The organism is Brevibacterium sp. RIT 803, from assembly GCF_016892625.1.
Taxonomy (GTDB): domain Bacteria; phylum Actinomycetota; class Actinomycetes; order Actinomycetales; family Brevibacteriaceae; genus Brevibacterium.
On record NZ_JAFEMW010000004.1, the window covers coordinates 240,557 to 266,823 of the forward strand.

24 protein-coding genes are annotated in these 26,267 nt (G+C 62.7%); 6 read left to right on the forward strand and 18 right to left on the reverse strand.

Annotated elements, in window-relative coordinates; all coding sequences use genetic code 11:
- Positions 1 to 21: 21 nt before the first annotated feature.
- On the reverse strand, positions 22 to 1,770 hold the full coding sequence (locus JTF07_RS14210; RefSeq protein ID WP_353843979.1) for a DUF7059 domain-containing protein: 1,749 nt from the start codon (positions 1,768 to 1,770) through the stop codon (positions 22 to 24).
- A 55-nt stretch (positions 1,771 to 1,825) separates the two neighbouring features.
- On the opposite strand from JTF07_RS14210, the gene JTF07_RS14215 reads away from it, so the two are divergent.
- Positions 1,826 to 4,102 carry a DEAD/DEAH box helicase gene (locus JTF07_RS14215; protein WP_204234881.1) on the forward strand — a complete coding sequence of 759 codons (2,277 nt, stop codon included), beginning with the start codon at positions 1,826 to 1,828 and terminating at the stop codon, positions 4,100 to 4,102.
- Positions 4,103 to 4,130: 28 nt separating this feature from the next.
- Here the strand turns inward: JTF07_RS14215 and JTF07_RS14220 are convergent, their stop codons facing one another.
- The 9 genes from JTF07_RS14220 to JTF07_RS14260 form a co-directional block, all read right to left on the reverse strand.
- Positions 4,131 to 4,448 carry an Rv3654c family TadE-like protein gene (locus JTF07_RS14220; protein WP_204234882.1) on the reverse strand — a complete coding sequence of 106 codons (318 nt, stop codon included), beginning with the start codon at positions 4,446 to 4,448 and terminating at the stop codon, positions 4,131 to 4,133.
- Positions 4,445 to 4,870 carry a TadE family protein gene (locus JTF07_RS14225; protein ID WP_204234883.1) on the reverse strand — a complete coding sequence of 142 codons (426 nt, stop codon included), beginning with the start codon at positions 4,868 to 4,870 and terminating at the stop codon, positions 4,445 to 4,447. Before JTF07_RS14225 ends, JTF07_RS14220 begins: the two co-directional genes overlap by 4 nt.
- A 1-nt stretch (position 4,871) precedes the next feature.
- Entirely contained in the window at positions 4,872 to 5,240 is a 369-nt protein-coding gene (locus tag JTF07_RS14230; RefSeq protein ID WP_204234884.1) for a DUF4244 domain-containing protein, read from the reverse strand.
- Between the two features lie 170 nt (positions 5,241 to 5,410).
- The gene (locus JTF07_RS14235) at positions 5,411 to 6,013 is read right to left on the reverse strand and encodes a GNAT family N-acetyltransferase (RefSeq protein WP_204234885.1); all 603 of its coding nucleotides are present in this window, start codon (positions 6,011 to 6,013) and stop codon (positions 5,411 to 5,413) included.
- A gap of 91 nt (positions 6,014 to 6,104) precedes the next feature.
- Positions 6,105 to 6,695 carry a type II secretion system F family protein gene (locus JTF07_RS14240; protein WP_204234886.1) on the reverse strand — a complete coding sequence of 197 codons (591 nt, stop codon included), beginning with the start codon at positions 6,693 to 6,695 and terminating at the stop codon, positions 6,105 to 6,107.
- Positions 6,696 to 6,700: 5 nt separating this feature from the next.
- Entirely contained in the window at positions 6,701 to 7,348 is a 648-nt protein-coding gene (locus JTF07_RS14245) for a type II secretion system F family protein (protein WP_252199830.1), read from the reverse strand.
- A 29-nt stretch (positions 7,349 to 7,377) separates the two neighbouring features.
- A complete protein-coding gene (locus JTF07_RS14250; RefSeq protein ID WP_204234888.1) occupies positions 7,378 to 8,547 on the reverse strand; it encodes a TadA family conjugal transfer-associated ATPase in 1,170 nt (389 codons plus the stop codon).
- Positions 8,544 to 9,551 carry a septum site-determining protein Ssd gene (gene ssd, locus JTF07_RS14255; RefSeq protein ID WP_204234889.1) on the reverse strand — a complete coding sequence of 336 codons (1,008 nt, stop codon included), beginning with the start codon at positions 9,549 to 9,551 and terminating at the stop codon, positions 8,544 to 8,546. The genes JTF07_RS14250 and ssd overlap by 4 nt, the downstream gene beginning before the upstream one ends.
- Before the next feature lie 243 nt (positions 9,552 to 9,794).
- A complete protein-coding gene (locus JTF07_RS14260; RefSeq protein WP_204234890.1) occupies positions 9,795 to 12,074 on the reverse strand; it encodes a hypothetical protein in 2,280 nt (759 codons plus the stop codon).
- An 829-nt stretch (positions 12,075 to 12,903) separates the two neighbouring features.
- Here JTF07_RS14260 and acs point away from each other — a divergent pair.
- The gene (gene acs / locus JTF07_RS14265) at positions 12,904 to 14,838 is read left to right on the forward strand and encodes an acetate--CoA ligase (protein WP_204234891.1); all 1,935 of its coding nucleotides are present in this window, start codon (positions 12,904 to 12,906) and stop codon (positions 14,836 to 14,838) included.
- A 167-nt stretch (positions 14,839 to 15,005) separates the two neighbouring features.
- Positions 15,006 to 15,413 carry a phage holin family protein gene (locus JTF07_RS14270; protein ID WP_009883350.1) on the forward strand — a complete coding sequence of 136 codons (408 nt, stop codon included), beginning with the start codon at positions 15,006 to 15,008 and terminating at the stop codon, positions 15,411 to 15,413.
- A 119-nt stretch (positions 15,414 to 15,532) separates the two neighbouring features.
- Here the strand turns inward: JTF07_RS14270 and JTF07_RS14275 are convergent, their stop codons facing one another.
- Positions 15,533 to 16,549, reverse strand: a complete 1,017-nt coding sequence (locus JTF07_RS14275) for a TetR family transcriptional regulator (protein ID WP_204234892.1) — start codon at positions 16,547 to 16,549, stop codon at positions 15,533 to 15,535.
- A gap of 102 nt (positions 16,550 to 16,651) precedes the next feature.
- Between JTF07_RS14275 and JTF07_RS14280 the strand changes: the two genes are divergently transcribed.
- Both JTF07_RS14280 and JTF07_RS14285 read left to right on the forward strand, forming a co-directional pair.
- Positions 16,652 to 17,602, forward strand: coding sequence for an ABC transporter ATP-binding protein (locus JTF07_RS14280; RefSeq protein WP_252199831.1), 951 nt, complete (start codon positions 16,652 to 16,654; stop codon positions 17,600 to 17,602).
- Positions 17,603 to 17,604: 2 nt separating this feature from the next.
- Positions 17,605 to 18,429, forward strand: coding sequence for an ABC transporter permease (locus tag JTF07_RS14285; protein ID WP_204234893.1), 825 nt, complete (start codon positions 17,605 to 17,607; stop codon positions 18,427 to 18,429).
- A 189-nt stretch (positions 18,430 to 18,618) separates the two neighbouring features.
- On the opposite strand, the gene JTF07_RS14290 is transcribed toward JTF07_RS14285, so the two are convergent.
- Complete coding sequence (locus tag JTF07_RS14290) at positions 18,619 to 19,386, reverse strand: NUDIX hydrolase (protein ID WP_204234894.1); 768 nt, start codon at positions 19,384 to 19,386, stop codon at positions 18,619 to 18,621.
- Positions 19,383 to 20,123 carry an endonuclease III gene (gene nth, locus JTF07_RS14295; RefSeq protein ID WP_143922111.1) on the reverse strand — a complete coding sequence of 247 codons (741 nt, stop codon included), beginning with the start codon at positions 20,121 to 20,123 and terminating at the stop codon, positions 19,383 to 19,385. The genes JTF07_RS14290 and nth overlap by 4 nt, the downstream gene beginning before the upstream one ends.
- Positions 20,124 to 20,369: 246 nt before the next feature.
- Between nth and JTF07_RS14300 the strand changes: the two genes are divergently transcribed.
- Positions 20,370 to 21,047 (forward strand): Crp/Fnr family transcriptional regulator, encoded by a 678-nt coding sequence (locus JTF07_RS14300; protein WP_069599638.1) that lies wholly within the window; start codon positions 20,370 to 20,372, stop codon positions 21,045 to 21,047.
- A 124-nt stretch (positions 21,048 to 21,171) separates the two neighbouring features.
- Here the strand turns inward: JTF07_RS14300 and JTF07_RS14305 are convergent, their stop codons facing one another.
- The 5 genes from JTF07_RS14305 to JTF07_RS14325 all read right to left on the reverse strand — a co-directional run bounded on the left by JTF07_RS14305 (position 21,172) and on the right by JTF07_RS14325 (position 26,236).
- Positions 21,172 to 21,939: an MBL fold metallo-hydrolase gene (locus tag JTF07_RS14305; RefSeq protein WP_204234895.1), complete on the reverse strand. Its 768-nt coding sequence runs from the start codon at positions 21,937 to 21,939 to the stop codon at positions 21,172 to 21,174.
- Complete coding sequence (locus JTF07_RS14310; protein WP_204234896.1) at positions 21,936 to 22,913, reverse strand: NUDIX hydrolase; 978 nt, start codon at positions 22,911 to 22,913, stop codon at positions 21,936 to 21,938. Before JTF07_RS14310 ends, JTF07_RS14305 begins: the two co-directional genes overlap by 4 nt.
- Positions 22,903 to 23,376 (reverse strand): RidA family protein, encoded by a 474-nt coding sequence (locus JTF07_RS14315; protein WP_143922114.1) that lies wholly within the window; start codon positions 23,374 to 23,376, stop codon positions 22,903 to 22,905. Before JTF07_RS14315 ends, JTF07_RS14310 begins: the two co-directional genes overlap by 11 nt.
- A gap of 87 nt (positions 23,377 to 23,463) precedes the next feature.
- Positions 23,464 to 23,619 carry a Sp36 family protein gene (gene sp36 / locus JTF07_RS14320; RefSeq protein ID WP_096158366.1) on the reverse strand — a complete coding sequence of 52 codons (156 nt, stop codon included), beginning with the start codon at positions 23,617 to 23,619 and terminating at the stop codon, positions 23,464 to 23,466.
- 268 nt (positions 23,620 to 23,887) lie between these two features.
- Positions 23,888 to 26,236, reverse strand: coding sequence for a transglycosylase domain-containing protein (locus tag JTF07_RS14325; RefSeq protein WP_204234897.1), 2,349 nt, complete (start codon positions 26,234 to 26,236; stop codon positions 23,888 to 23,890).
- Positions 26,237 to 26,267 lie beyond the last annotated feature (31 nt).

Here is a 26,267-nt window from a genome sequence, read left to right on the forward strand (position 1 = left end):
CAACGGTTTTCGATACTACCGTTATTCCTGCTTCCCCTCGTTCACTGGCAACAGCGCACCGGCGGTGACGAGTTGTCTCACCTGAGCGATGAGCTGGTCTTCGAGTGCGGTCGGATTGACGTCGAGCAGCTGTGCGAGAGCCACCGCTGTCTGCCGCAGAGTCAGGCTTCCGTCAGCGACCGAGACGAATCCGGCCAGGGCTGTGTCAAGGTCGAAGACCTGTCCGAATCCGATGCCCTGCTCCAGCGTGATCGAGCTCGGGTCTGATTCTCCTGGCATATGGTGGCGGTGCTCGACGAGGTCCGGGGAGCGAGTGAATATAGTGTTCGCGATCTCTTCGGCGCCGGCAGTCGCCAGCCACGATCGCAACGCGAATGTGGTCGCGATGAATTGTCCGAGTCCATGCGGATTGTTCGCTATCGCCGAGGTGGTCCTGACCCTGGTCTTGAACACGGAGGACGATTGTTCGCTATTGCCGGCCATCGTGTGGTCGGCAATTGTTGAGACATCGTTATCTGTGGCCGAGGGGTGCTCGGCCCTGTGCATGATGACGTATCCGAAGACGACTTCGATCACATCACGTGTGGCGAAGTCCTCAATCCATGCTGCAGTTGCCGCGTTCCAGTCCTCGCTGGCACGAGGGATGCCTCCGTCCCTGATCCATGTCTCTGCGTAGGCGATGGGGTCGAGCGCCTCACGTTCGATGGCGAGCACCGAGGTATCCGGGTCCGTGACCCAGGCCTCCGGCCCTGCATCCACCGCCGAGGTGGTCTCCCAGTTCCCGAGGCAGACGGACCGTCCACCCGGGTGCAGGTGGTCGGGAATCGCGGTGAACAGGGACCGCACCAGCCGGTCGCCGGTCATCCCGCCGTCCCTGTATTCGAAGTTGGCCACAGTGGTGCGCGGGGTGATGACGAAAGGTGGGTTGGACACGAGCAGATCGACTGGTTCGCTGAGCGGTTCGAGCATGGAACCTGCCCTGAGTTCGATGTTGTCCACGCCATTGAGTCCGGCGCTGAGCCCGGTCAGGTGCAGAGCGCGCTCGGAGATGTCGGTGGCGATGACGCGGTCGCTGTGCCGGGCCAACAGCAGAGCCTGGATCCCACATCCGGTGCCGATGTCGGCGGAGATGGAGACAAGGTCACGCGGCGTCAGTGACACGAGCGTGCGTCCGGCCCCGCCGAGTCCGAGCACGAAGTCACCGTCGAGAACATCGGGATTGATGAGAGTTCCATGGTCGCTGACGAGATAGAGGTTTTCGTCGCCGGGGCGGAACCCGCGTGGAACGCCGACCGGCAGATCGTAGGGCGTGACCGCAAAAGGAGCGGACACGTGTCCCGGTTCCCCCACCTCGCCGTTCGAAATCTCGGCACCATCGTCTCTCGTGCCACGACTGCTGGTCACAAGCAGTCCGCTGTCGACTGCGATATCGAACGCGTCGTCGCCGAGGGCTGCACGAGCAGTTTCGGTACTGACCTTGCGATGGAAGTGGAAGAGCATAGCCAGCGTCGCCAGGTGCTCGTCGAACTGCTGTGGAGCCTCACCCGGTTCCTGTGCTTCTGTCTGAGTCCGAGTCTGAGTCTGAGTCTGGGTCTGGGTCTGGGTCTGAGCGGACTCGAGCACCGTCTGACAGAAATGGATCGCGGGCGCCGCGTTGTTGCGCACCAGCGCGGAGGCGGTGGGTCCACCCCAGAATTGTCGGAGCCGTGGCTCGGTGTATCCGGCCCGGTAGAGTCGGTCTGCCACGAGAGTCATGTCTTGTTCAATCACACACAAATCCTAGCGACTGCACCCCGACGACTCTGACTGCGCCATAATTGGGGCCATGGCCTCTTCTGCTCTTCTCGACATCGTCACCGGATTCGGTGCCAGGGATGAACGGATTGTCCACGTCCGCGATGTTCCACAGCGGTTCGAACATGAGTCGGACTGGCCGGTGTGGATAGATGAGGAACTCAAACACGCCTGTCATGCCATCGGCGTCGATCAACTGTGGGACCATCAGTGTGAGGCAGCCCAGGCTGCGAGGGACGGCTCCGACGTCGTCATCGCCACGCCGACCGCATCAGGGAAGTCTTTGGGGTTCTGGTTGCCGGTCGTCGAATCAATTCAGAGCACCCGTGCGAAGCTGCGCACCTCCTCGGCGATCTACATCGCACCGACCAAAGCTTTGGCCGCTGATCAGTTGGCGAATCTGGAGAAGCTCATCGTCCAGGGCATGCGGCCTGCGACCTACGACGGGGACACTTCCCAAGCGTCGAAGGACTGGGCCAGACGGCATGCGAACATCATCTTCACCAACCCGGACATGCTCCACCGCGGGATCCTGCCGCAGCACGAACGGTTCGCTCGGCTATTCAAGTCGCTGCGCTTCATCGTCATCGACGAGGCCCACCGCTACCGTGGAGTCTTCGGCTCCCACGTGGCGCTGATCCTCCGTCGACTGCTGCGCATCGCCGCGCACTATGGGGCTCACCCTGTGGTCATCGGAGCGTCGGCGACGATGGCGAACCCCGATGAGGCGTTCTCCAAGCTCACGGGGCGCAAAGTGCATGCTGTGAGCCAGGATTCGTCTCCCCGCGCCTCGGGCAGCTTCGCTCTCTGGGAGCCACCGGTCTCCCCCGGCGGCGAGCGCCGCAGCGGCCTCGTCGAAGCGGCAGATATCCTCACCGACGCAATGTGCGCAGGCTATCGTTCGATTGCATTCATCGCCTCCCGCCGCGGCACAGAAGCATTGGCGTCTACCGTGCGTGACCAGGTCGCTCAGGTCGATGATTCGTTGAAAGACAAGGTCGCGGCCTATCGCGGCGGTTATCTTGCCGAGGAGCGCAGACTCCTCGAGTCGGCACTGCGATCAGGACGCCTCCTGGCGGTGGCGTCGACGAATGCCCTTGAGCTCGGGATCGATATCTCCGGCCTCGACCTCGTCATCATCTCCGGGTGGCCCGGAACCCTGGCATCATTGTGGCAGCAGGCCGGTCGTGCGGGACGTGCAGGACAGCGGTGGATGGCCGTCTTCATCGCCCGTGATGACCCGTTGGACACCTATGTCGTGAACCATCCCGAGGTCATCTTCGATGCTCCCGTCGACGCTGGCGTCATCCATCCCGGCAATCCGCATGTTCTGGGCGGGCACTTGTGTGCCGCAGCCGCCGAGGTGCCGCTGACGAAGGCGGATCTCGTTCACTTCCCCGACAACTCCGCCGAGGTGCTCGCTGACCTGGTCGAGCGAAAGCTCCTGCGTGCACGACCCACCGGGTGGTTCTGGGCGAAGGACTCCTCCGCAGCGGACATGTCCGACATCCGTGGCAGCGGGGGTGGACAGTTCCGTCTCGTCGAGGCCAGCACGGGTGCGCTGTTGGGCACCGTCGACGAGTCCGGTGCTTTCACCGGGGCTCACCCCGGTGCGGTCTATACGCATCAGGGCGCCGACTTCACGGTCCTCGACCTTGATCTCGAGGATCATGTGGCGCTGGTCGAACGTGCTGAGGTCGATTACACGACGCAGGCCCGGTCCCAGACCGAGATCGACATCGTCGACACCGATCAGCAGCGGACTCTGTCCTCCGGTGTGTCCGTGCACAGCGGGACGGTCGATGTGAAGGACCATGTCATCGCCTACCGGATGCGGGCGAAGCGCGGTGGGGCGATCATCGCCGAACACGAGCTCGATCTGCCCGAACGCACACTGGAGACCAAAGCCGTGTGGTGGACGATTCCGCAGACTCTGTTGGACGAAGCCGAAGTCGTCCCTGCCGACCTGCCCGGTGCCGTCCACGCAGCCGAGCATGCCTCGATCGGTCTTCTGCCGCTGTTCGCCGGCTGCGACCGGTGGGACATCGGCGGCGTCTCCACCGCCTTGCACGCTGACACCGGCATGGCCACGGTCTTCGTCTACGACGGGCTCGCCGGAGGGGCCGGGTTCGCCGAGCGCGGCTACGAAGTCATCGAAGGATGGTTGGCAGCGACTCGTGATGCGATCGCTGCGTGTGAATGCGTCGACGGCTGTCCTTCGTGCGTGCAGTCACCAAAATGCGGCAACGGCAATGAACCGTTGGAGAAGGATGCGGCTCTGCGGGTGCTGCGCGCCGTCCTGGACTGATGATCTCCGTCGTTTCTGACCACTCCTTCTATTTCCCGGCCACGGCCTTCTCCTTCACTTTCGGCAGCGGGCCGGGGATGTCGACCTCGACCTGAACGTATGCGCTCTGTTCCGCCATTGAGGCTCGGCAGTCTTTGACGACTGCGCCGTTGCGCTTCGCAACCTCCTTGGCAATGTCACAGGGATCGCCGGTGGCGAGACCGCGAACTGCGTCTGCTGCCGCGAGCACCGAAAGGTCGGCGGCACTCTGCGCTGTGCTGTGGGCTGCGAACGCTTGGCTGAGGCTGCCGATAGCAGTGACGAGGACCAGGATCATCGAGCACAGCCCGACCACGATGTTCGTCACGGCAGTCCACCAGAAGTGGGCTGGCCCAGGGCCTCATCGGCAGTGGAGCGACTTCCCTCTGTTCTCGCCGTCGCTCCTGCTTCGACTTCGCTGAGGAAGATGATCGCTGCGGGGAGTTCGATGGTCACGGTCACCGTCGAATATCCTCCCTCGGAGCGGACCAGCACCTCGGACGCATTTCCAGCGTGCTTCTTGGCTTCGGTCACGACCGCTGCCTGGGGTTCACCGCGCGCGATCTCTCTGGCGGCAGATCTGGCTGCGTCGAAGGCTCTCAGCTGGGAGAAGCCGACGGCGGCTGCCCCTGTGAGTACGATGATGAGAAGCACGATGGCGGGCATGACCACAGCGAATTCCGCGGTGGCCGTTCCCGCGTCCCGGTGCTGCTTCTGTCTTCGTGAGTCACAGGAGCATCCGGTCGCCATGTCAGGCTCCGAGACCGAGGGCGGTCTGGATGACGCCGGTGACGAGTTCTTTGATCGGTTCCGATTTCAGGATGACGACCAGAAGCGCCGCAAACCCGCAGGCAGCAAGGGTGGTGATCGCATATTCTGCGGTCGTCGCCCCCGCGTCGGGACCCCAGGGTTCTGCAGTGCCATCGTCTCGCCAGGGTTCTTCACCGTCGTTGAGACCCACTGCAGCATCGGAATCGGTGCCAATGCCGGTGCAGGACCCGGCGTCGGGGTACGGGGCTGTTCCTGCCCAATCGACATCGCTGGTATCGATGCTACGCGCCTGACCCCATTGCGGGTAGGGTGGCCCGTCACAGTCGGTCGGCCTTGTCTCTATGCTCATAGTCTCCTCCTCGTTGAAGCCCTCATTCGCGGTCTGCGATGAGGGTTTCAGTGTTGGATGAGACGAGGATTCACGTCCAGAGATCACAATCGAGCTGTGGAAACAGGTTCAGCGTCCACAACCGAAACGCACACGAGTCGAGGCCGATTCCACAGGTTGAAGCACTCGAGTCAGCCCCGGCCGGCCCACTCCTCTTTGAGGATTGCCATGAGGACCTCGTCGTGACGCCGGCCGTTGAAGAAGACAGCCTCACGGCGACGTCCCTCTTCGACGAATCCGGCCTTCGTGTACGAAGCGATGCCGCGGGTGTTGAACGCCCAGGTCTGCAACTCGATACGATTGAGTCCCAGCTGCAGGAAGCCGTATTTGATGCCAAGACGCACGGCATCGGAGCCATAGCCGCGACCGTGGAACTCGGGCCCGAGGACGATGGACAAGGTCGCGGACTGGTTGATCGAGTTCCGACCGAAGAGTGTCACGTGACCGACGAATTCCTCGGTCTCGAGCAGCTCGATGCTGAATCCGACCGCATCCGTGTCCTTGTTCGCGCTCCACAGTGAGAACTGTTCGGACACACCGCCCTCGGGACGCGGCAGCACCGTGTGGTTCTGCAGGACCACGATCGAGGGATCAAACCACCACTGTTCGAGGTAGGGCAGATCCTCCTGCTGCAGCGGACGAAGCCTGACATGCCGGCCCGTGAAGAGCTTGTCGGCGTATTCTTCGGCTTGTTCGACGTTGGACAGTTGATTGAAGGGCGTAACCGGTGCCATTCCCCGACCTTACCAAGGCCAGCTGAACGGTCGGTCGACAACCACTCACGACAGTCAGTACGCGTAGTCGGCCCATGGGTCAGAGGTGCTGTCAGAAGAAGACAGTCGTCAGGTCCGACAGCAGCGAAATGACCACGGGAACCACCGAGAGCAGCAGAAAGGCTGGGAGGATGCAGACTCCGAGCGGTACGACGAGTCTGACGCCCAGAGCGGCCGCCGCCTCCTGCCTGCGCCTGCGGGACGAGTCCCGCAGCTCCTTCGCCACGGACTCGATGAGTGGTGCGGGCCCGACGCCTGTGTGTTCGGAGAAGTCGAATACTTCCAGGACCGGGATGAGTCGATCATCGTGGGACAGGTCTTGGCCCCCGATCGTCATGGACCGCGAGATTCGTCCCAGCCCAGACCGATCGCCTGTCGCCTCGGCGGTCAATGCCAGAGCGACCGGGATCGGCAGCCCGGAGGTGAGGCAGATGGCCACGAGATCGAGGTCGAAGGCGAGCAGGTCATCGACCACCCGGGGCTGGTCCTTCGAATCCAGCTGGGAATCCGGTTGGGTCGCCTCGACACCGCCTTGCCGTCGTTCGCTCCGCCCGTTCAGCAAGCGTCGCAGCCGCCCGTCGGATCTGCCCGACCACAACAGGGCTCCCATCGCGATGAGCACTCCCATCAGGACTGTGGTCATATCGATCAGCGCTCCGCCCGAGCCATCATTCGTCGCATCCACCAGCGCCCGACGAGGTAGAGGGCGAGACCGCCGCCGATGCTCAGCCGGCCAGGAAGTCCTGAGAACAGCTCAACGGGTTGGACGCCGATGAGCAGCCCGAGACCGACCCCGATCAACGGCAGCCAGCTGAGGACTCGGACTGTCGCTCGAGGCCCGGCCATGGCTATGCGTCTCTCCCGATCAGCATCGAGGGCGCTGCGCTGTGCTTTGGCATAGCGCAGGATCATGTCCGCGGCAGGTGCACCGGAACGCTCCGACACGGTCCACACCGATGACATGCCGGCGAACACTTCGGCGGCGGCAGGTGACAGTGCTGCGCCCCTTGAGGCAATGGCTCGTCCAGGTTCCTCGCCCAAGGAGATCGCACGAGAGATCGGTGCCAATTGCGCATTCTGCCGGCTCAGAGTCGCCATCACTGCCTGCGGAGTCATTCCCACCTTGAGCAGATGCGCACAGCTCTCCACGGCCGAGATGGCCCACAGCTTGTCCTGTTCGGGATCTTCTTTGGCCTGTCGTCCCCCACGGCGGGAGTCGTCCCTGTCCGGTCGTGTGCGGAGCAGATCCTGCAGTCGCGATACCGGGTCGAGCGGTGCGCTGAGGATTATGCTCATGGCCACCAGTACGGCGATGGCGGTGAGCATCAGGCAGCCTTCTGCTCGAGCACTGCTTCGAATCGGCTCAGGGCTCGACGATTGAAGGTGCCCTCGGACAGTGGGGACGGTCGGCCCCAGACGGGTTCCATCGTCACCCCGCTGCTGCTCTCCCGGGTGGGAATGGCCAGTTCTGTGATTCCTCGGTCGGCTCCAATTCGACGCAGGTGGATGACGAGGTCGATTGCCGTTGAGAACTGGGAGAAAACGGCCTGTGGGCTCATGTTCGCCAATGCACCCAGCGCTGCCAGGCGGCTGGGAACGGCTTCGGCAGTGTTCGCGTGGATCGTGGCGCTGCCGCCCTCGTGGCCGGTGTTCAGCGCGGTGAGCATGTCCCTCACCTCGGCGCCTCGACACTCTCCGACGACGAGGCGGTCGGGCCGCATCCGCAGGGCGTTTCGAACGAGGTCCGTCAGCGTCACTTCACCGCCGCCCTCGACATTGGCCTGACGTGCGGCGAGCTGGACCACATGGCAATGTCCGACGATGAGCTCTCGCGAGTCCTCGACGATGACGATGCGGTGGTCGGTATCGACAAGCCCCAGAAGCGCGCCGAGGAGGACCGTCTTTCCGGTTCCGGTACCGCCGGAGATGAGGATGTTGGCTCGGGATCGGACCGCTGAGATGAGAAGTTCGTGCACTTCGTCGGGGATGAATCCGCCGGTGAGCAGTTGGTCGAAGGTGAAGCCGGCGTGCCGCGGAACTCGGAAGGAGATCGTCGTGTGCTCACCGGAGATCGGTGGCACGATCGCATTCATACGCACCCCATCGGGCAGCCTGACGTCGACGAACGGACTCGAATCATCGAGACGGCGGCCGCCCAGAGCTGCCAAGCGCACAGCCAATGACCGCACTTCGTCTTCAGAACCCAAGGACAGGTCCAGAAGGTGGGGTCCCGTTCCGGTGTCGGCGAAGATCTCACGTGGTCCGTTGACGAACACATCGGTGGTGTCAGCGACTTCGAGCACTGATTGGAGGGGACCTGCTCCGGAGAGCTGCGCGGACAGTCGGTTCACGAGTTCGAGGAGGGCGCTGGAACCGAGCACCCGCCCGGTGCGTTGAACCGCCTCGGCGACGGCAGCTGTGGTCACCGGTCCCGGATTGTCGAGCAGGGTCTTGCGGACCTCTGCCACGAGTGAGGCGTCGAGCCATTCGCTCATTCCACCCACTCCCCCAGAAGCCGGTCGACGAGCTTTCCCAGTCGTGCCCCGCCGGGGATGCCCTCGCCCCGGTCGACGGCGGCGGACAGGCCACGATCGTCACGGATGCTGCCGGCGAGGTCGAGCCCGATGGATTCGGCGAGGAGCTCGGCGTCAAGACCTCCGGCACCGGTGTCGCGAACGACAAGACGGACGTCGGGATGGGACTGGGACAGGCGTTTGGCGACTTGAGATGCTGCGACTGCAGACCGGACCCGTGCCGGGGAGACGAGCAGGACGTGATGACACCGGCGAGTCCACTGTGGTGGGGCGTGGCGAGGCAGGTCCACGATGACGAGTTCGAACGCCTGTCCGGCGGCTGCCAGGAAGTCGTCGAATACGTCCGGGTCGAGGTCAAGGATGTCGTCGCGGCCCCACGACAGGATGGCCAGACCGTCGTGCCGGGGCAGCGCCTGACTCAGCGTCGAGGGCCGAAGCTGCCCCCGTGATGCGCTGAGATCGGCCCAACGCGGGCCCGGAACCTGTTCTGCCCCGAGCACCAGATCGAGTCCACCGCCCAGCGGATCGGCGTCGACGAGGACCGTGCTCACATCTGGTCCGGCACGGCGGGCGAGAGCACAGGCAAGGACCGAGGCGCCCGCTCCTCCACACCCGGCGACGACGCCGACAGTGACGCCGGGGGCCACCGGCGGTTCGACGGCTGCGATCATGCGTCCGCTCAGCCACTCCGCGGCCGAGGGCAGAACCGCCAACTGTTCGACGCCGAGGTGGGCCGCACGTTTCCACGCCGAGCTGGGTTCGTCGCCGTCGAGGACGACGAGGATGCGGTCCGCATGGTCAGTGGCCGGAGCTTCACGAACATCCTCGCCGAGGAGAATCAGGGAGGAGTTCTGCCAGCCGCCCGAGTCCGGAGGCAGGACTTTAAGCGAAATGCCGATGCTTTCGGCGACTCGTGCGCATTCGTCGGTGATGGCGCCGAGGTCGGTGATGAGTGCTACCTGCATGGAGTCAGTGTGGACCGCAGTAGGTCCTGACGACAGGTCCACACGATGGGCTGTGGACAAAAGACAGAAGGGGCGGCTCCTGTGCACTCAAGTCACAGGAGCCGCCCCATCTCAGTCGGCATGAGCATCTCGCATGGTCAGAACCCTCACATGCACAGTCTGACAGCATCTGGCACGGTGGTCAGACGAGGTGTGCTCGGACCGTCGTCCACAGCCCGAGCACACGAGTCGACCGTTGTGGTCTCAGCCCCGCTGGACACCTTCGGTGTTGCGCAGGAGTCCTTCGCGACCATCTGAATCGCGAACCTTGAACCACGAACCGTTGTCCTCGAGACCGAGGAACCAGTCTCCCGGGTAGATCGTGAACACCGGCATTCCGGTGGTCGCGTCCACGGCTTCGCGCGGTTCGGGAACAGCGAACCAGAACGCCTGGATCACGTTCTGGCCAGCGCCCTGATCGGACTCGTCCTGGTCGGCATCGTTCTGGCCATGACCCGAGCGGTCCTCGCGATCGTCCAGGCCGGTGGCCGGTTGAACTGCGCTTTGGACGACAGTTTCGTCTTCGTCGATCGCGAAGGAGTTCGACGAGCCGGTCGCTGCTCCGAACTGTGGAGCCGAAGGAGCGTTCTCGGCGTTGTCTCCGCCGCGCCTTCTCGCCTCTCCGATGTCCGAGCCGTTGTTGCCGTGTCCGTTGCTGCCGTAGTCAGCCACCGGCACATACTGCGTCGGTTCGTCAGCTTCCGGGTGGGTGGTACGTTCCGCAGCCGATTCCGCACCACCAGTCGCACCTGTTGCAGCAGTGCCGGCAGCACCATCGGCGGGGGAACCGCTGACGACGGTGGCATCGTCGTCCGAAGCCCCTGTGCGCGGCTTCTCGGCGCCAGCCTCGCTTCCACGGTCCTCGTCGGCGGTCGTGCTTCTCTCGCTGCGTCCGGCGTTCGCCGAAGCGGTTGAGTCAGCTGATTCGCCCGAGAAGGCCGAAGCGCTTGAGTCAGTTGAGTCGTCTTCCGACTTGAGCGCAACCCCTTCGGAGGCACGAACGTTGGTGTCCGTTTCGTGAGCGTTGACCTTCGAGGCGAACGAGCTGCTCTCCGCAGGAGACGCGGAGTCCCCCCGGTCGCTGACCGCTTCACGATCGGCGGTTTCGGTCCGGTCGGGGCCACCTTCTGAACGCTCGGCCTGACCATCGGCGTGTCCCTCAGCTGTTTCGGATTCACCATCCGCATTCGGAGCGGCATGGCGTCCGCGACGACGTTCTGATTCCGACGTCGATTCAGATTCCGAGCTCGCTGAGGCTGCTCCGGCAACAGCAGCACCGACTCCGACAGCACCCGCGCCTGCGACGGCCGCGGTCGTGCCCGCTCCCGACGAATCGTGGTCGGCGCTGTCGGACTTCGACTCGGTGGTGCCCCGGCTGTCCGCGCCCGTGCTTGAGCCGTCTGCAGGCACGGGAGCCTGAACTGCTGTTTCGCCGTCGTTGCTCCACGGCGATTCCTCACGCTGAGCACCGAAGCCGAAGGTCTGCGTCGGTTCGCTCTGCGTGTGCTGGGGATCCTGTGAATCTTTGGCCCCCAGGTAGGTCTGGCCTGACCCTGTACTCTGAACCGCCTGGTCCGCCGAGCCATCGGCAGCCGTTGCAGAATCGAAAGACGACTCCGGCGCTTGCTGCTCCGGCGGAGCATACGGATTGTCCTGTTCGGCTCCGATGGGCTGACCGAACTGGTCCTGTCCATCGGGTCGACTGAACTGGTCGTGCCCAACAGGCTGGCCGCTCTGTTCTGGCGCAGCGAATTGCCCTGACTGGTTGGGCTGGCCGTGCTGTCCTGGCTGTCCGTACTGTCCTTGCTGGCCGAACTGGTCCATTCCACCTGGCTGGCCTTGTCCAGCTTGCTGACCTGGGCCACCGAACTGGCTCTGTCCGCCGAACTGACCCGGTCCACCCTGCTGACCCGGATGTAGGGGTGCCCCTGGCTGACCCTGCGAACCGATCGGCCCGTTGGGCTGACCGCCGTAGGGTGCGCCGAATCCGCCTGGGCCGTTATGGGCGCCTGGCACGTTCGCCACAGGAGCTGGATGCGGTGCGCGCTTGCTCACGGGACGTGCCTTCGGATGTGCGGCAACATCATCGCGAACCGCGAATTCCTTGCTGAAGAAGGGAAGCATGGTGAATACGCCCGCGAAGAAGGCAATCAGAGCTGCGAAGAAGGCAAGATACGCACCGACGTGCCAGAACTGAACCGACGTCAGCAGGTGGACGAAGGCAAAGGTGAACGCAGCGCCGGAGAGAACCGAGATCGCCTGATCAAGACTGAGTGAACCGACCTTGAGTCCACCGTTGCCGAATTTGCTGACGAAGACTGCCGCCACAATCAACCAGATTCCGAACACGTCGAATGTCAGGGTGCCCATCGCGTCGATGGTCCAATGCCACAGCGACAGCGATACGAACCCATCGCCCTTGAACGGCACGAAAAGGACAACCAGTGAAAGGAGTCCTGCAAAGAGCAGGAACAGATCGCGCAAGGTCAGCGGTCCGAGAAGACCCGGGCCGCTGCGCGGACTCTTCTGCGCTGCTGGACCTGCGGAACCGAACTGACCCGGCGCTGACCCCTGAGGGCCGGGAGCGGAACCATAGGGACCCGGTGCCGAACCATAAGGCCCTGGGCCTCCTGGCCCGTAAGGGCCTGGACCAGTGCTCTGCGGACCTGGGGCTGGGCCCGAACCGTATGGTCCCGGCGCCGGCGCTGAACCATAAGGACCGGGGCCTGAGTTCTGTGAGCCTGGTCCCGAGCCATAGGGACCGGGCCCTCCCGAACCATAGGGAGCCGGTCCACCCGAGCCGGCAGGACCGCCGCCGTATCCACCGGGCCCGGAGGACTGAGATTCAGGTCCTGCACCGAAGGCAGGTCCTGATCCATGTGCCGCCCCTTGGCCGAACTGTGGTTGGCTGTTCGGGCCGGGGTTCTGCGCGTGCGGATCATGCCACTGCTGTGGTCCTGATCCAGTGGGGTGCTGCGGCGAACTCATCGATTGCTCCAGTCGCTCTTGGGGACAGGGTCGTCAAACTTCATGTGTCTGTCTGGTTTCCATCCTGACAGACTCCTACCCCATCCTTGCAGAACAGGAACCCCTGCGCACTCCTTCTCTGCCGCCTATCCGATGCAGGCGAATCTCCGCATCCGTCTTCCCGCGTAACACTCGGCGCCTAGAGTGTGTCGCATAGCACAGCGTCTAAGTGATTGCTACCCCCGGACACCACCGTTCATCGCACGGACGACGGTGCCCCTGGGCCCCGCCTCGGGTATACAGTGCAACTAGAATTTTCGATCCATCAAAGAAGCCGGAGGGAAAAATGACCGACAGCACAGCAGAATCCGAAACCTTTGCCCCACCTGAAGAGTTCGTCGCTGCCGCCAATGTCAAGGCCGACGAATACGAACGTGCCGATGCCGACTACCTGAGCTTCTGGGCCGAGCAATCTCGTGACCTCGTCGACTGGAATGAGGACTTCGGCGAAGTACTCGACTGGACCAACCCGCCATTCGCGAAGTGGTTCATCGGCGGCAGAATCAACGTGGCCTACAACTGCCTCGATCGCCATGTCATCGCCGGCAACGGCGATCGCGTTGCCATCAACTTCGAAGGCGAGCCCGGAGACTCCCGCTCCTTCACCTACGCGGAGCTGCTCGCCGAAGTGTCCAAGGCTGCCAACACTCTCACCGATCTTGGGGTCAAAGCCGGAGATCGTGTGGCCATCTACCTGCCCATGATCCCCGAAGCGATGATCTCCATGCTGGCCTGCGCCCGCCTCGGCGCCGCCCATTCTGTGGTCTTCGGCGGCTTCTCCGCCGATGCGCTGCGCTCACGCATCATCGATGCCGAAGCACGCGTGGTCATCACCGCCGACGGCAGCTACCGTCGCGCCAAGGCCACCAGTCTCAAACCGGCCGTGGACGATGCCCTGTCACAGGGTGACACTCCCGTCGAAACCGTTCTCGTGGTGCGCCGCACGGGTCAGGACGTCGAGATGGTCGACGGGCGGGACCAGTGGTGGCACGAGACGGTGGAAACCGCGAGCCCTGTGCACGAATGCGAATTCTTCGACTCCGAGAACCCGCTGTTCATCCTCTACACGTCCGGAACCACAGGTAAGCCGAAGGGCATCCTGCACACCTCGGGCGGCTACCTCACCCAGGTTCTGTACTCGATGAAGGCCGTCTTCGACATCAAGCCCGAATCCGATGTGTTCTGGTGCACCGCCGACGTCGGCTGGGTCACCGGACACTCGTATGTGACCTACGGACCGTTGGCAGCCGGAGCCACCCAGATCGTCTACGAGGGCACTCCTGACACGCCCCACCAGGGACGCTGGTGGGAGATCATCGAGAAGTACAAGGCAACGATCCTCTACGCCGCTCCAACGGCGATCCGCACATGCATGAAGTGGGGTGAGGAGATTCCAGCGAAGTACGATCTCTCCAGCCTGCGTCTGCTCGGCAGCGTCGGCGAACCGATCAATCCTGAGGCCTGGCGCTGGTACCACCGCGTCATCGGCGGTGAGCGCTGCCCCATCGTCGACACCTGGTGGCAGACGGAGACGGGCGCGCACATGATCGCTCCGCTTCCCGGCGTGATGTCGACGAAGCCAGGCTCGTCGCAGCGTCCGATCCCGGGAATCTCCGTCGATGTTGTCGACGATGAGGGCAACAGCCCAGCTGGCCCGGAGGGCGGGCTCCTCGTCATCCGCCAGCCATGGCCGTCGATGCTGCGCGGTATTTGGAAAGATCCCGAGCGTTTCAAGGAGACCTACTGGTCTCGGTTCGAGAACACCTATTTCGCGGGCGATGGCGCCAGGCGCGATGAGGACGGGGACATCTGGTTCCTCGGCCGTGTCGATGACGTGATGAACGTATCCGGGCACCGTCTGTCGACAGCCGAGATCGAGTCATCCTTGGTCGCTCACCCCTATGTCGCCGAGGCGGCAGTGGTCGGAGCAGCGGACGATACGTCCGGTCAGGCCGTCGTTGCCTTCGTCATCGTGGGCAACGATGTCGAAGATTCCCCAGAGATCTCCGAGGAGCTGCGTCAACACGTCGGGAAGGACATCGGACCGATCGCGAAGCCGAAGAAGGTCCATATCGTGTCCGAACTGCCAAAGACCCGCTCCGGAAAGATCATGCGCCGCCTGCTCAAGGACGTCGCCGAACACCGCCAGGTGGGAGACTCCTCGACCCTGGCCGACTCATCGGTCATGGACCTGATCGAAGAATCTGTGGCGAAGGACTGACCATGCTCTGAGACGAACCCGCCGGTGAGAACGGATGCTCGCACAGAGGCGTTCCGTATTCATCTGGCGGGTTTTTCTCGTTTTACTGGCCGCATTTCTTTGGTCACCACGCGCGTTCAGACTACTCTTAAGAAGGATTGTCCAAGTTTTTGTCGATAGGAGCACTCATGGCTGAGAGGTCGATCAGCGAACTGATCAAAGGCATCGGCGACGATTCCAAAGCGATCGCCGAGGAAGAAATTGCGCTGGCCAAGGCTGAAGCCACAGCCGGTGCGAAGAACTTGGGCATCGGGTCGGCACTTGCCGTCGTCGCCCTGTTCTTCCTGTTCTTGTCATCGTTCATGGTGATTTTCGCCGGGGCCGCTGCTTTCCACGAGGGTCTGGGATGGCCATGGTGGGGCAGCTTCCTCATTGTCTTCGGCATCCTTGCGGTGCTCGCCATCATCCTCGTGCTGATTGCTCTGCCGTTGTTCAAGAAAGGCAACCCGGTCCCGGGTACGGCGATCGGTTCAGCCAAGTCCTTGGTCGCGTCGGTCAAGCGTGCGGTGAAGAATCCCTCCGGACCGCGATACTGACAGATCTCGCAAGGGAGAACAGCAGAATAGTTCCACACTCGGTGGCGTCGGGCTCAGCCCGGCGCCACCGTTGCATTCACGCCCGGGGCCAATCACCGTCGACCGCGTCACCGCTGGTCTCAACGCCTTTTGGCGACCCGCTCCTTCGCTTCTCTCAGAGTCTGACGCTCCCGTTTACGCGCCTCGGCAAGCACCTTCTGCGCTTGTCTGACGGCTTTCTGTGATTCGCGGTACTTCTTATCGGCCGCAACTTCTGGATCATCATCGGTCGGAACCGACTGCTCACCTGGGGTCTCCTCAGCAGGCAATGTCGCCCCTGAAGCCGAAGGTTCGCCTTCCTCCGAGGCGGTCTCCGGAATCTCTCCTGCCGCAGCTGAAGCTCCATCGCCTCGCTCGCGGCGGACTCTGTCAATGTATGCCGCCAAGCCATCGAGCCCACACTCAAAACCGAAGGCAAATGGATCAGCTTCGGAGGTGAAGACACCTGCGTCGATGGCACGGCGCAGCGAGGGGTACCCATCATCGGTGATGACGGCATCGAAGAGCCGAGATTCCTGCTGCGCAAGCTCGGAATCGTTCAAGCCAGTGGCGCGTTTCTGATCCTCGTACCCAGCGAACACGGCGCCCTTCCATCGGGCGGCGCCGGTGACGAAGATCGAGACGGCAATGCGCTCGTCCTGTGTGAGTGGAGTGTCGTGGAGCGCCTCGAGGCTCGCGTCCAGCCACGCGGAGCTGTTGGGTGTGATGGGACTGCCCATAATCGACAGAGACAGCAACCACGGCTGCATCCGGTAGACCTGCGACTGGGCTTCGTAGAGTTCTTCCAGTCGGGTGCGCCAATTCTCCACCGCTTCGGACTCCGGCGGCAGCCCTGTTGCTTCCTCCTGCATGAGAAGCAGCAGATCGTCCTTGGCGCTGACATACCGATAGAGCGACATCGGCGTGTATCCGAGGCGTTTCGCGACCGCCGACATTGACACCGCCTGAATGCCGTCGTGATCGGCGATCTCGATGGCTGCATCGACTATTCGCTCGACACTCATCTCGCGCTTGGGCCCGCGCTGCGGTGTTGCGGCCACGCCCCAGGCCAGTGCGATTCCGCGTGGAAGCTGCTCGATCGGGTCTTCTGTACTCATCTCACCAGCTTATATTGTGTACGGCATATATTGCGTGTTACTGTCATATACAGTTGCAGACGTACACAGTCAGCTCCACGCAGGATCTCCGAAAGGCACGACATGAAACGCACAATGACGTCAGCTGGCACGGGCGCTCAAACGACAGACTCCGCAGCGCCCGCCACAGCTATCGAGTTCTCTGATGTTCGCAAACGCTTCGGGAAGAACCCGGTCCTCCAAGGGCTCGACCTCAGAATCAGCCAGGGTGAGGTCTTCGCCTTGCTGGGCGCGAACGGGGCTGGAAAGACCACATCGATCAACATCCTCACCACTCTGATCCGCCCGGATTCGGGCACAGTTCTCATTGCGGGAATCGATGTGGCCGAAGAGCCGAATGAGGCAAAACGGCGATTCGCTGTCACTGGGCAGTCGGCGGCAGTCGACGAATACCTCTCGACGCGGGAGAACCTCGTCCTGTTGGCACGCCTGTCGGGGCTCTCGCGCCGGGAAGCGAAGGTCAGAGCCGCACAGCTGGCCGAGCGTTTGAGTCTGACCTCATTCATCGATACGAAAGTTGCCGCACTCTCCGGCGGTATGAGGCGCAGGCTCGATCTGGCGCTGAGCCTGGTGGTGCAGGTCGACGTGCTGATCCTTGACGAACCGACAACTGGATTGGACACTCGTTCGCGTCGCGAGCTGTGGGACGAAGTGAAGGAGCTGGCAAAGGGCGGCACGACCGTCTTTCTCACCACACAGTACCTCGAGGAAGCCGATGCCTTGGCTGATCGAATCGGCCTGCTCGATCGCGGTCGTCTGGCCGGGCTGGGCACGCCGAGAGAACTCAAGGCGAAGGTCGGTCAGGGAATGGTGGCCGTCCACGACGATCGTGGCACGACCGTCTCACAGTTGCCGACCACTGGAACTGTACGCGATCTCTCATCTGTCCTGGCAGCAGTCGCACCAGAGTTCGCCGAGTCCTCGGTCAGCCTCCACCACCCCAGCCTTGACGACGTCTTCCTCTCGCTCACCACCCCCGGCCCATCCGCCGAACCTTCGCAGACAGGAGAATGATCATGACCGATTTTGCAGAAGCCTCACTGACGGCTAAGTACCCGTCGCCTGCTCGACGACGAACCCCTCCTCGTGGCATCAGTACTGAGTTTGCACTCATCGGTCGCAGTCTTCGTCATGCCATTCGGGACGTCGAATCCATGCTCATGGCAGTCGCACTGCCGGTGTTGCTCATGCTGATGTTCACCTTCGTCTTCGGTGGAGCCATCGATCCGAGCGGAGACTACGTCAACTACATCGTTCCCGGAATCATTCTCACATGCGCCGGATTCGGCGCGGCATCAACGTCACTGTCCGTGGCAAACGACATGACTTCAGGATTCATCGACCGGCTCAGAACCATGCCCGTCCGATCAAGTGGGGTGATCACAGGACATGTGGTGGCCAGCGTAGTGAAGAACCTGTTCGCCACTGGCATCGTCTTCTCAGTGGCAGTGTCGATCGGTTTTCGCCCATCGGCGGACGTGGCGGAATGGGTGGCCGTCATCGCCCTCATCACTCTCTACATCTTCACCATCACATATCTGTTCGCGGGCATTGGCCTGGCCGCCAAATCAGCGGAGTCGGCGAATGGCTATGGATTCGTTCTGCTGTTCCTGCCGTATGTCTCGAGCGCATTCGTTCCGGTCGAAACGATGCCCGGATGGCTGACCTGGTTTGCCGACAATCAACCGATCACCCCGATCATCGATGCACTGCGAAGCCTGCTCGTCGGTACCAATATGGGCGACTCAGCCCTGCTTTCGGTCATCTGGTGTGTGGCAATCCTGGCGATCTCCATCGTGTGGACGGCTCAGCTGTTCACGATCAGAGCCGGTCGGCGCTGACAGCTGTGAGCATCGGTGGCATCGGGCTCAGCCCGGTACCACCAGCGCATCCAGCGGGCTGCTCTCGAGCCTCCGCCGGCGATTGGCTGTGGCGCCGGCGCATGTCGAAGATCAAGGCTGCTCTGGCCCGGATAGCCTCGCCTCGCTGAGGGCCGGAGTCAGTCGTCTTCGAGGAAAGGAGCGACGTCCTCAGAAGTCGATGTCGATGTGTGCGTCGCGATCCCAGTCCCCGGCCCACCCGAGGTGGTCGAGAGTGAAGTCGAGGATTCCTGCGGTGAAGCCCCACACCTTGAGCACTCCGACGTCGAAGGCCGGTGTCGTGATCTTCAGGTCCGGCCGGGAGAACGTCCCTCGATTGGCCGGTGCCACCAGATCGGCAGCAGAGACCCGGTAGACCGAGTACGACTCCGCCTTGTCCATCACCCGCACGACACCGGGCTGCGCCCAGTACCCGATGACGGGCGTGACCTGGAACTTGCTGACGGGAATGTAGAGCGGATCCATCTGACCGAGAACATCGACCGTCGATGGCACGATTCCGGCTTCCTCCTGAGCTTCACGCAGGGCTGCGGAGACCAAGGAATCGTCTTCCGGGTCCCGTCCGCCTCCGGGAAACGCCACCTGTCCGGGATGATTGCGCAGGGTGCTTGCCCTCTGCAGCAGAACGATGTCGACGTCGTCGACTCCGAAATCCGCCAGACGTGATGACTCGGCACGGCCGGCGTCTGTGCGCGGCTGACCGCCCCTGCCGAAGAGCATGAGGACGGCCGCATCACGCACCGATTCGTCACCCGGTGTCGGTGCCCGTCTGAGCCACTCGGGCGAACCATTCGAGGCCGCGAGGTTCTCCAGCTGCGTCCGCAGGGTCTCATCGTGCGAAGCGGAGCCCCGCCCGGTCGACGCCCGCACCGCCGAGCTTGGCCCCGCCGGAGGATGATCACATGCTTCGGCGCTCATGCCTGGGGCGCCATTTCGAATCTGAGCATCGCCCGCGCCTTCTCCGGATCAAGTTCCCCGACCCCGAACGAGGGGCATAGTGCCATCAACGGGCACACTCCGCAGGCTGGTCTGCGCGAGTGGCAGATGCGTCGTCCGTGGAAGATGACTCGGTGGGAGAGCAGGGTGAGTTCCTTCTTCGGGAACAGCGCCGCGATATCGTGCTCAGCCTTGACCGGGTCCTCCTCTTCGGTCCATCCGAGGCGGCGTGCCAACCGCCCCATGTGCGTGTCGACGGTCAGGCCCGGGGTGTCGAAGGCGTTGCCGAGGACCACATTCGCGGTCTTCCGTCCGACTCCGGCAAGCTTGACGAGTCTGTCCAATGAGTTGGGGACCTCACCGTCATAGGTGTCGACGAGTTCATTGGCGAGTTTGACGATGTTGCGGGCTTTGGCTCGGTAGAAGCCGGTCGAGTGGATGAGTTCCTCGACTTCGATCAGGTTGGCCACCGCGAGGCTGTGAGCATCAGGGAAGACGGAGAACAACCCTGGTGTCACCGCGTTGACTCTGATGTCTGTGGTCTGTGCAGACAGGACGGTCGCAATCAGGAGCTGGAATGGGGTCTCGAAGTCAAGCTCGCATTTCGCGTTCGGGTACACCTCGGCGAGGATGCGATGAATCTTCCTCGCGCGTCGGGTCTTGCCCAATGAGGTTTCCTTGGCGAACTTCCGCGCGCTCTTCTCTGCCACCGTCAACACGACTCACCATCCTAATCCGTGCCCTGCATTTCCGCAGTGGCACCCCTCACATCGCCGAGGTGGCTCTGCAGTCGTCCGTCGAACGGGGTCGTCCGTACGCAACCGTGGCCCACCTCGGCGAGGGTGGAGGAAACGCAAGCAAAACCCCTTGTTTTACACTAATGCCGCAAACTCCCGCGCCTTTGCTGGTATCAGCACCGTTGACCAGGTAGATTTATCTGTGATTACCACGACAAGGAGGACACAGTGGATATTGAAGTTGTGCGGGGCGCCACGCTCTTCGCAGGTTTGGACGATGAAGCCACAAGCGCATTGATGAAGTTCATGAACCCGCGGAGCCTCCGTCGGGGAACCGTGCTCTTTCACGAGGGCGATGCCGGTGACGAACTCTATATCGTCTCCAGTGGCAAGCTCAAGATCGGCCGCGAGTCCTCCGACGGCCGCGAGAATCTGCTCTCGGTCATCGGGCCGGGCGAGATCATCGGTGAACTCAGCCTCTTTGATCCGGGCCCACGTTCCACCTCCGTCACCGCCGTCTCTCAGTCTGAGCTGCTCAGCCTCAAGCATGAGGACCTCACGACATGGCTCGATGAACGCCCGCGGGCGGCAATGAACCTGCTCAAGGCTCTGGCACAGCGACTGCGCCGCACGAACGAGACCGTGGGCGACCTCGTGTTCTCCGATGTTCCCGGTCGCGTCGCCAAGGCACTGCTGGACCTCGCGTCTCGCTTCTCGAAGCCGGCACCGGACGGTGTCCTCGTCGCGCACGACCTGACGCAGGAAGAACTCGCGCAGCTCGTCGGCGCCTCACGTGAGACCGTGAACAAGGCTCTGGCCGACTTCGCCGCTCGCGGCTTCATCCGCCTCGAGGCTCGTTCCGTCGTCATCCTCGACATGGAGCGCATGCGCAACCGCGCCCGTTGATCGGAATTTCAGCCGGTTGATGCCGGACCACTGAATTCTCAGCCACGAACGCCCAGGCACACATCGTGCCTGGGCGTTGGTGCGTCCGGTGTGGTGCGCCCTGCCTGCGATTGGCACGGTCGAGTCAGGACTGGTCGTCGGGCGCGAGGACTCCGAGGTAGGCCAACTGGGCGCGCACGATCTGCTCGGCGGCACCGCGGACACTCGGATCAACGTCGTGGTAGACGATGTCGCAGACGTCTGCGGCGCGCGTGGCTCCCTGCGCCAGTGCCCCTCTGACCTGCTCGATGCGTTCGAGTCGGTGGCTGCGGTAGTACTCGAGCACCTGGGCAGGGGATTCGATGCTGGGACCGTGTGCAGGCTCAATGGTCGAATATGCCCCCTCATCGAGCAGCCGAAGGAGCAGGTCCAGGGAATTGAGGTAGTCGCGCAGAGAGCCTTCCGGGTGGGTGACGATGGTCGTCCCCTCCCCCAGGACCGTGTCGCCGCTGTAGAGCACGTGGTCGTGGATGAGACTGATGCTGTCCATCGTGTGCCCCGGAGTCGCGATGACCTCCATGACATCGGTTGTGGCAGTGCCGAATGCGATCGTGTCACCATCGGCCACAGGAGGAGTCAGACGGGCGAACTTCTCGAGGACGGCGTACACGGGCACCTCGGGTGCCCACTGTTCCACACTGCCGAGCATCTCCGAGTGATCGGCATGCTGATGAGTGAGGATGATGGCCGACAGCTTCCTGTCGCCGAGCTCAGCGAGGAAGTTCTCACGGTGCCGCGCAAGTTCGGGACCCGGATCGATGAGCACAGCAGTGGTGTCGTCCGCCGAGGCGATGACATAGGTGTTGGTGCCCGTCAGTGTCATCGGGGATGGGTTGTTCGCGCGGATCCTCATGATTCGTCGGTCTCCTTCTCGCCGTTTTCGGCGTTGTTGTCATCGTCACTCAGCGTCAGGAATCCTGGGCTCTGGTCGTTCTCGTCGTCACCGACGGCTATCGCGTAGTCCCGCAGTGTGCCTTTGCGGTAGATGTCGCGTCCGGGGTGGATGACGACGCGCCATTCGCCGTCTTCCTTGGTGACCTCTGGCCGCAGCGGATGCAGGTCGCGGACCTGGGCCATGGCGGCTCCGACGCTTGGGACATCTATCAGGCTCTCAGCGATGATGCGTGTGCTCGCACTGATCTTGTCGGGATCTCCGGCTGCCTCGGCGAGGATCTCCTTGGGCCGTTTCCATCCTCCCGAGGTCTCATTCGGTGAGAGGAAGTCAACGTTCTGCCCGAAGGGCACTGTGGCCACAAAATAGGTGGTGTCGAAACGGTGCAGCTGGGTTCCCGTGTTGATCCAACGCAGCCAAGGTTTGCAGAGGTCCGGGCGCAGCTTGAGATCACGTTCGCGCAGGATCTGGGACCAGGAGATCTCATTGGAGAACAGCCGAGCCCGTGTTCCGCGCCAATCCGTCTGGGGCGCAGCGACGATGTCACGATCGACGTCTTCGGCAAGCAGGACACCGGTCGCGGCGAACGAGATGCGTGCCGCGGCCGAAAAATGGTGCAGTGCCCGTGACTTGTTCTCGATGCTCAGGGTCCTTGCACAGCGAGCCGAGTTCCATCCGGCCAGAGGCAGATTTCGCACGTCGCCGGGGCGCAGGTTGCTGACCGGGTAGGACAAGCGGTTGCGGTCTTCGATTCCGCGGGCATCGAGCTGCCGGGTGATGAAGGTTTCCAAACCTTCCAGTGAGTCCCTGATCAACACGATCGCCGAGGCGGGGCGTGGAGCCTCTGGGACCGGGAACCGCCCGTCGGACTGCCATTGGTCCAAGAGCCAACGCAGCTCCGACGAGACGGGCAGAGAGCGTCCGCTAAGCGGCATCGTCCTCAACCTCGACGATGACCTCGACCTCGACGGGAGTGCCGAGAGGAAGAGTGTTCACTCCCACTGCACTGCGCGTGTGCTGGCCGCGGTCGCCGAAGATCTCACCGTAGAGTTCGGAGACTCCGTTGATGACCGATGGCTGCTGTGTGAAGTCATCTGCCGAGTTCACGAATCCGGTCACCTTGACGACGCGCACGATCTTGTCCAGGTCGCCGATGACGCCGGCGATTGCGGCGAGAGCATTGAGCCCTGCAGTCCTTGCCAGGTCGTAGCCGGTCTCGAGGTCGACGTCGGAGCCGATGTGGCCAGTCGCCGGGAGTTTCCCGTCGACGACGGGCAGCTGGCCCGAGGTGTAGACGTAGTTGCCGGTGCGAAGCGCCGGGACATAGACGCCAGCAGGAACGGCGACAGCGGGCAGGGTGAGACCGAGTTCAGCGATGCGGTCTAGAGTCTTCGACATGGTTGGTCCTTCGACGAGGGTATTGCAGGTCAGGTGAGCGCCCATACTCTGAAGCGTCAGGCTTGTGGTGCTTCAAGCACTGTTGCTTCAGGCTTTGGGACGCTTGAGGTAGGCAACGAGTCCATTGTTATCGGGGCCAGGGACAACTTGGACAAGCTCGTAGCCGTCTTCGCCCCACTGGTCGAGGATCTGCTTCGTTGCGTGAACGATGAGCGGCACGGTGACGTATTCCCACTTGGTCATGATTCTCCTTGAGTCTCTGTGTGCCCGAGTCCCCGATGCATCATCGGAACGAGCGTCTTCATGGACAGACAGCCGATCGTTCTGCAGGAGTGCGACCGGCTCATCACTGTCGTTGCCAACCCTAGCCGAGAACCCGTGCACCTACCGCCAGCCATGCCACAGTGTGAACACCGCTGACAGACGACAGCGGGGTGGGGCGATCACGATGACCGTCCCACCCCACCGTCTCTCAGGCTCTGTTTCTCAGGCTCTGTCTGGCGCCCGGTGCTCAGTTGCCGCCGAGGCCCGGCGCTTCGCCGCCGCCGCCACCACCGCCGGTGCCACCGCCACCGTTGCCGCCGCCGGTGCCACCGCCACCGTTGCCGCCGCCGGTGCCACCGCCACCGTTGCCGCCGCCGGTGCCGCCACCACCGCCAGTACCGCCACCACCGCCAGTACCGCCGCCACCGCCGGTGCCGCCTCCGCCACCGGTGCCACCGCCGCCCATGTACTTGCTGGTCGGCTGAGGGAATCCGGTGTTGCCCTTCGTCTCCTTGACCGCGTCATTCATATAGGCCTGCCAGGTCTTACCGGAGATCGTGGCACCGTAGACGTGTCCGCGGACAACGCCTTCGCCGTTGTTCCGCCAGTCGCGTGTTCCTGCCGGGTCACCGGTCCAGACAGCAGTCGACAGTGTCTTCGTGAACCCGAGCAACCAGGTGTGGCCGACATCGAAGTTCGTCGTACCGGTCTTTGCACCTGCTGGTGCTCCGATCTTCAACTGGGTGGTGGTACCGCCGTTGAAGGTCTGTGTCAGAGCGTAGGCGACGCCCTTGGCCACCTCTTTGTCGAGAACTCGCTTACAGCCTTCTCCCGGAACGTCGATGTTCTTGCCTGAGCGGTCCTTGATGGAGACGATCGGCTTCGGGCCGCAGAATTCGCCCTCGTTCGCGAAGGTCGCGAACGCCGCGGCCATTGCAATCGGAGTTGTCTCCGTCGTGCCCAGGATCGAGGACGGCGACAGGGCCTGGATGAAGCCCGCCTTGTTCTTGAAGTCGAGCTTCTCGCCGCTGCCGTAGCGAATACCAAGGTCCATAGCGGTGTCCATGACCTTGCACATGTTGAGCTGGTTGCCCATAGCCGCATAACCGGTGTTCACCGACTTCTTCGTGGCTTCCAGCGCGGTCATCGAGCCCTTGCCTTCACCGTCGCCGGCGTTGTTCGGGTCCCAGTCACCGCCCATGTTCGGACAGCCGTCATACTTCCACGAATTTGCAGGGAAGTTGCGCTTGGTGGCGTTGACAGTGGTGTTGAGACCGCGACCGGATTTCAGCCACGTGGCCAGCACGAAGGGCTTCCAAGTCGAACCGACCTGGAAGCCGCCACCGCCGTTGTGCTTCCTGTCGACCGTGTAGTTGATGCTGGTCTTCTTGTTCTTTTCGTTCTTCTTGACCTCGCCGACCGTGTATTCACGGTTCTCGGCCATGGCGATGACTTCGCCCGTGCCCGGCTCGATCGTGACCAGGGCGTGTCCGGCACCGGATGGATCGCCCACAGGAACACGCTTCTTGATCTCTTTGTCAGCGATCTTCTGAATGTCTGGGTTGAGGCTGGTCTTGATCGTCAGCCCGCCCCGCTGCAGGAAGGCGAGCCGCTCGTCGACGGTTTCGCCGAAGGTATCGTCATTCTTGATGACGTTTTCGACGTAGTCGCAGAAGAACTCTGCGTTGCTCTTGGCCGAGGAACAGCCGTTCGGTGTCTCATGCAGATCGAGGTCGAGGTCGGTCTTCACCGCCTTGTCGTATTCCTTCTGAGTGATGTGCTTGTACTTGAGCATCTGCCCCAGCACAGTGTTGCGGCGCTTCTTCACCTGATCGGGGAAACGCTGCGGGTTGAAGGCCGAAGGGTTCTGCACAATGCCGGCGAGCATCGCCGACTGCTCGATATTCAGGTCCTTCGCGTCGATGCCCCAATACTTGTGGGCGGCGGCCTGCACTCCGTAGGCGTTGGGTGAACCGGAGTAGTTGTTGATGTTCATGTAGCGGTTGAGAATGTCCTTCTTGTCGTACTTCTTCTCAACTGCCACCGCGAGTTTGGCTTCGCGGAGCTTACGCGCATAGCCGGCCGTGCCTTCCGACTCCTTGGCCGCTGACACGCCCTCTTTGTCCTCTTCGGCATGGGCGTTCTCTGCCAGCACGTTCTTCACGTACTGCTGAGTCAGCGTTGATCCGCCCTGCGTTGTCGAGGACACCATATTGTGCACCGCTGCACGCGCGATGCCCTCAATATCGACGCCGCCGTGTTCGAAGTACCTGTAGTCCTCGACGGCGATCGTCGCGTCCTGCATATGATCTGAGATCTCGTCGAGAGGCACCTCGACTCGGTTCTGCCAGTAGAACTCCGCGATCTCCGACCCGTCGGAGGCGAGCATCGTCGATTTCTCTCCCAGATCCTGGATCTCCAGGGTCGCGGGGAGTGAATTGAAGATCTCGACGGCACTGTTTGCACTGGCAGTAGCTACACCGACTCCGGGGATGGCAAGACCGGCGGCGACGATTCCCGCCACCGCGCTCACGGCGACGAACTGGAGAAACGCGCCTGTCTTGGTCGGATTCGGATTTGACTCAGGAGACACCATGAAACCAAGTTTAACTAATACGACTTGTGCA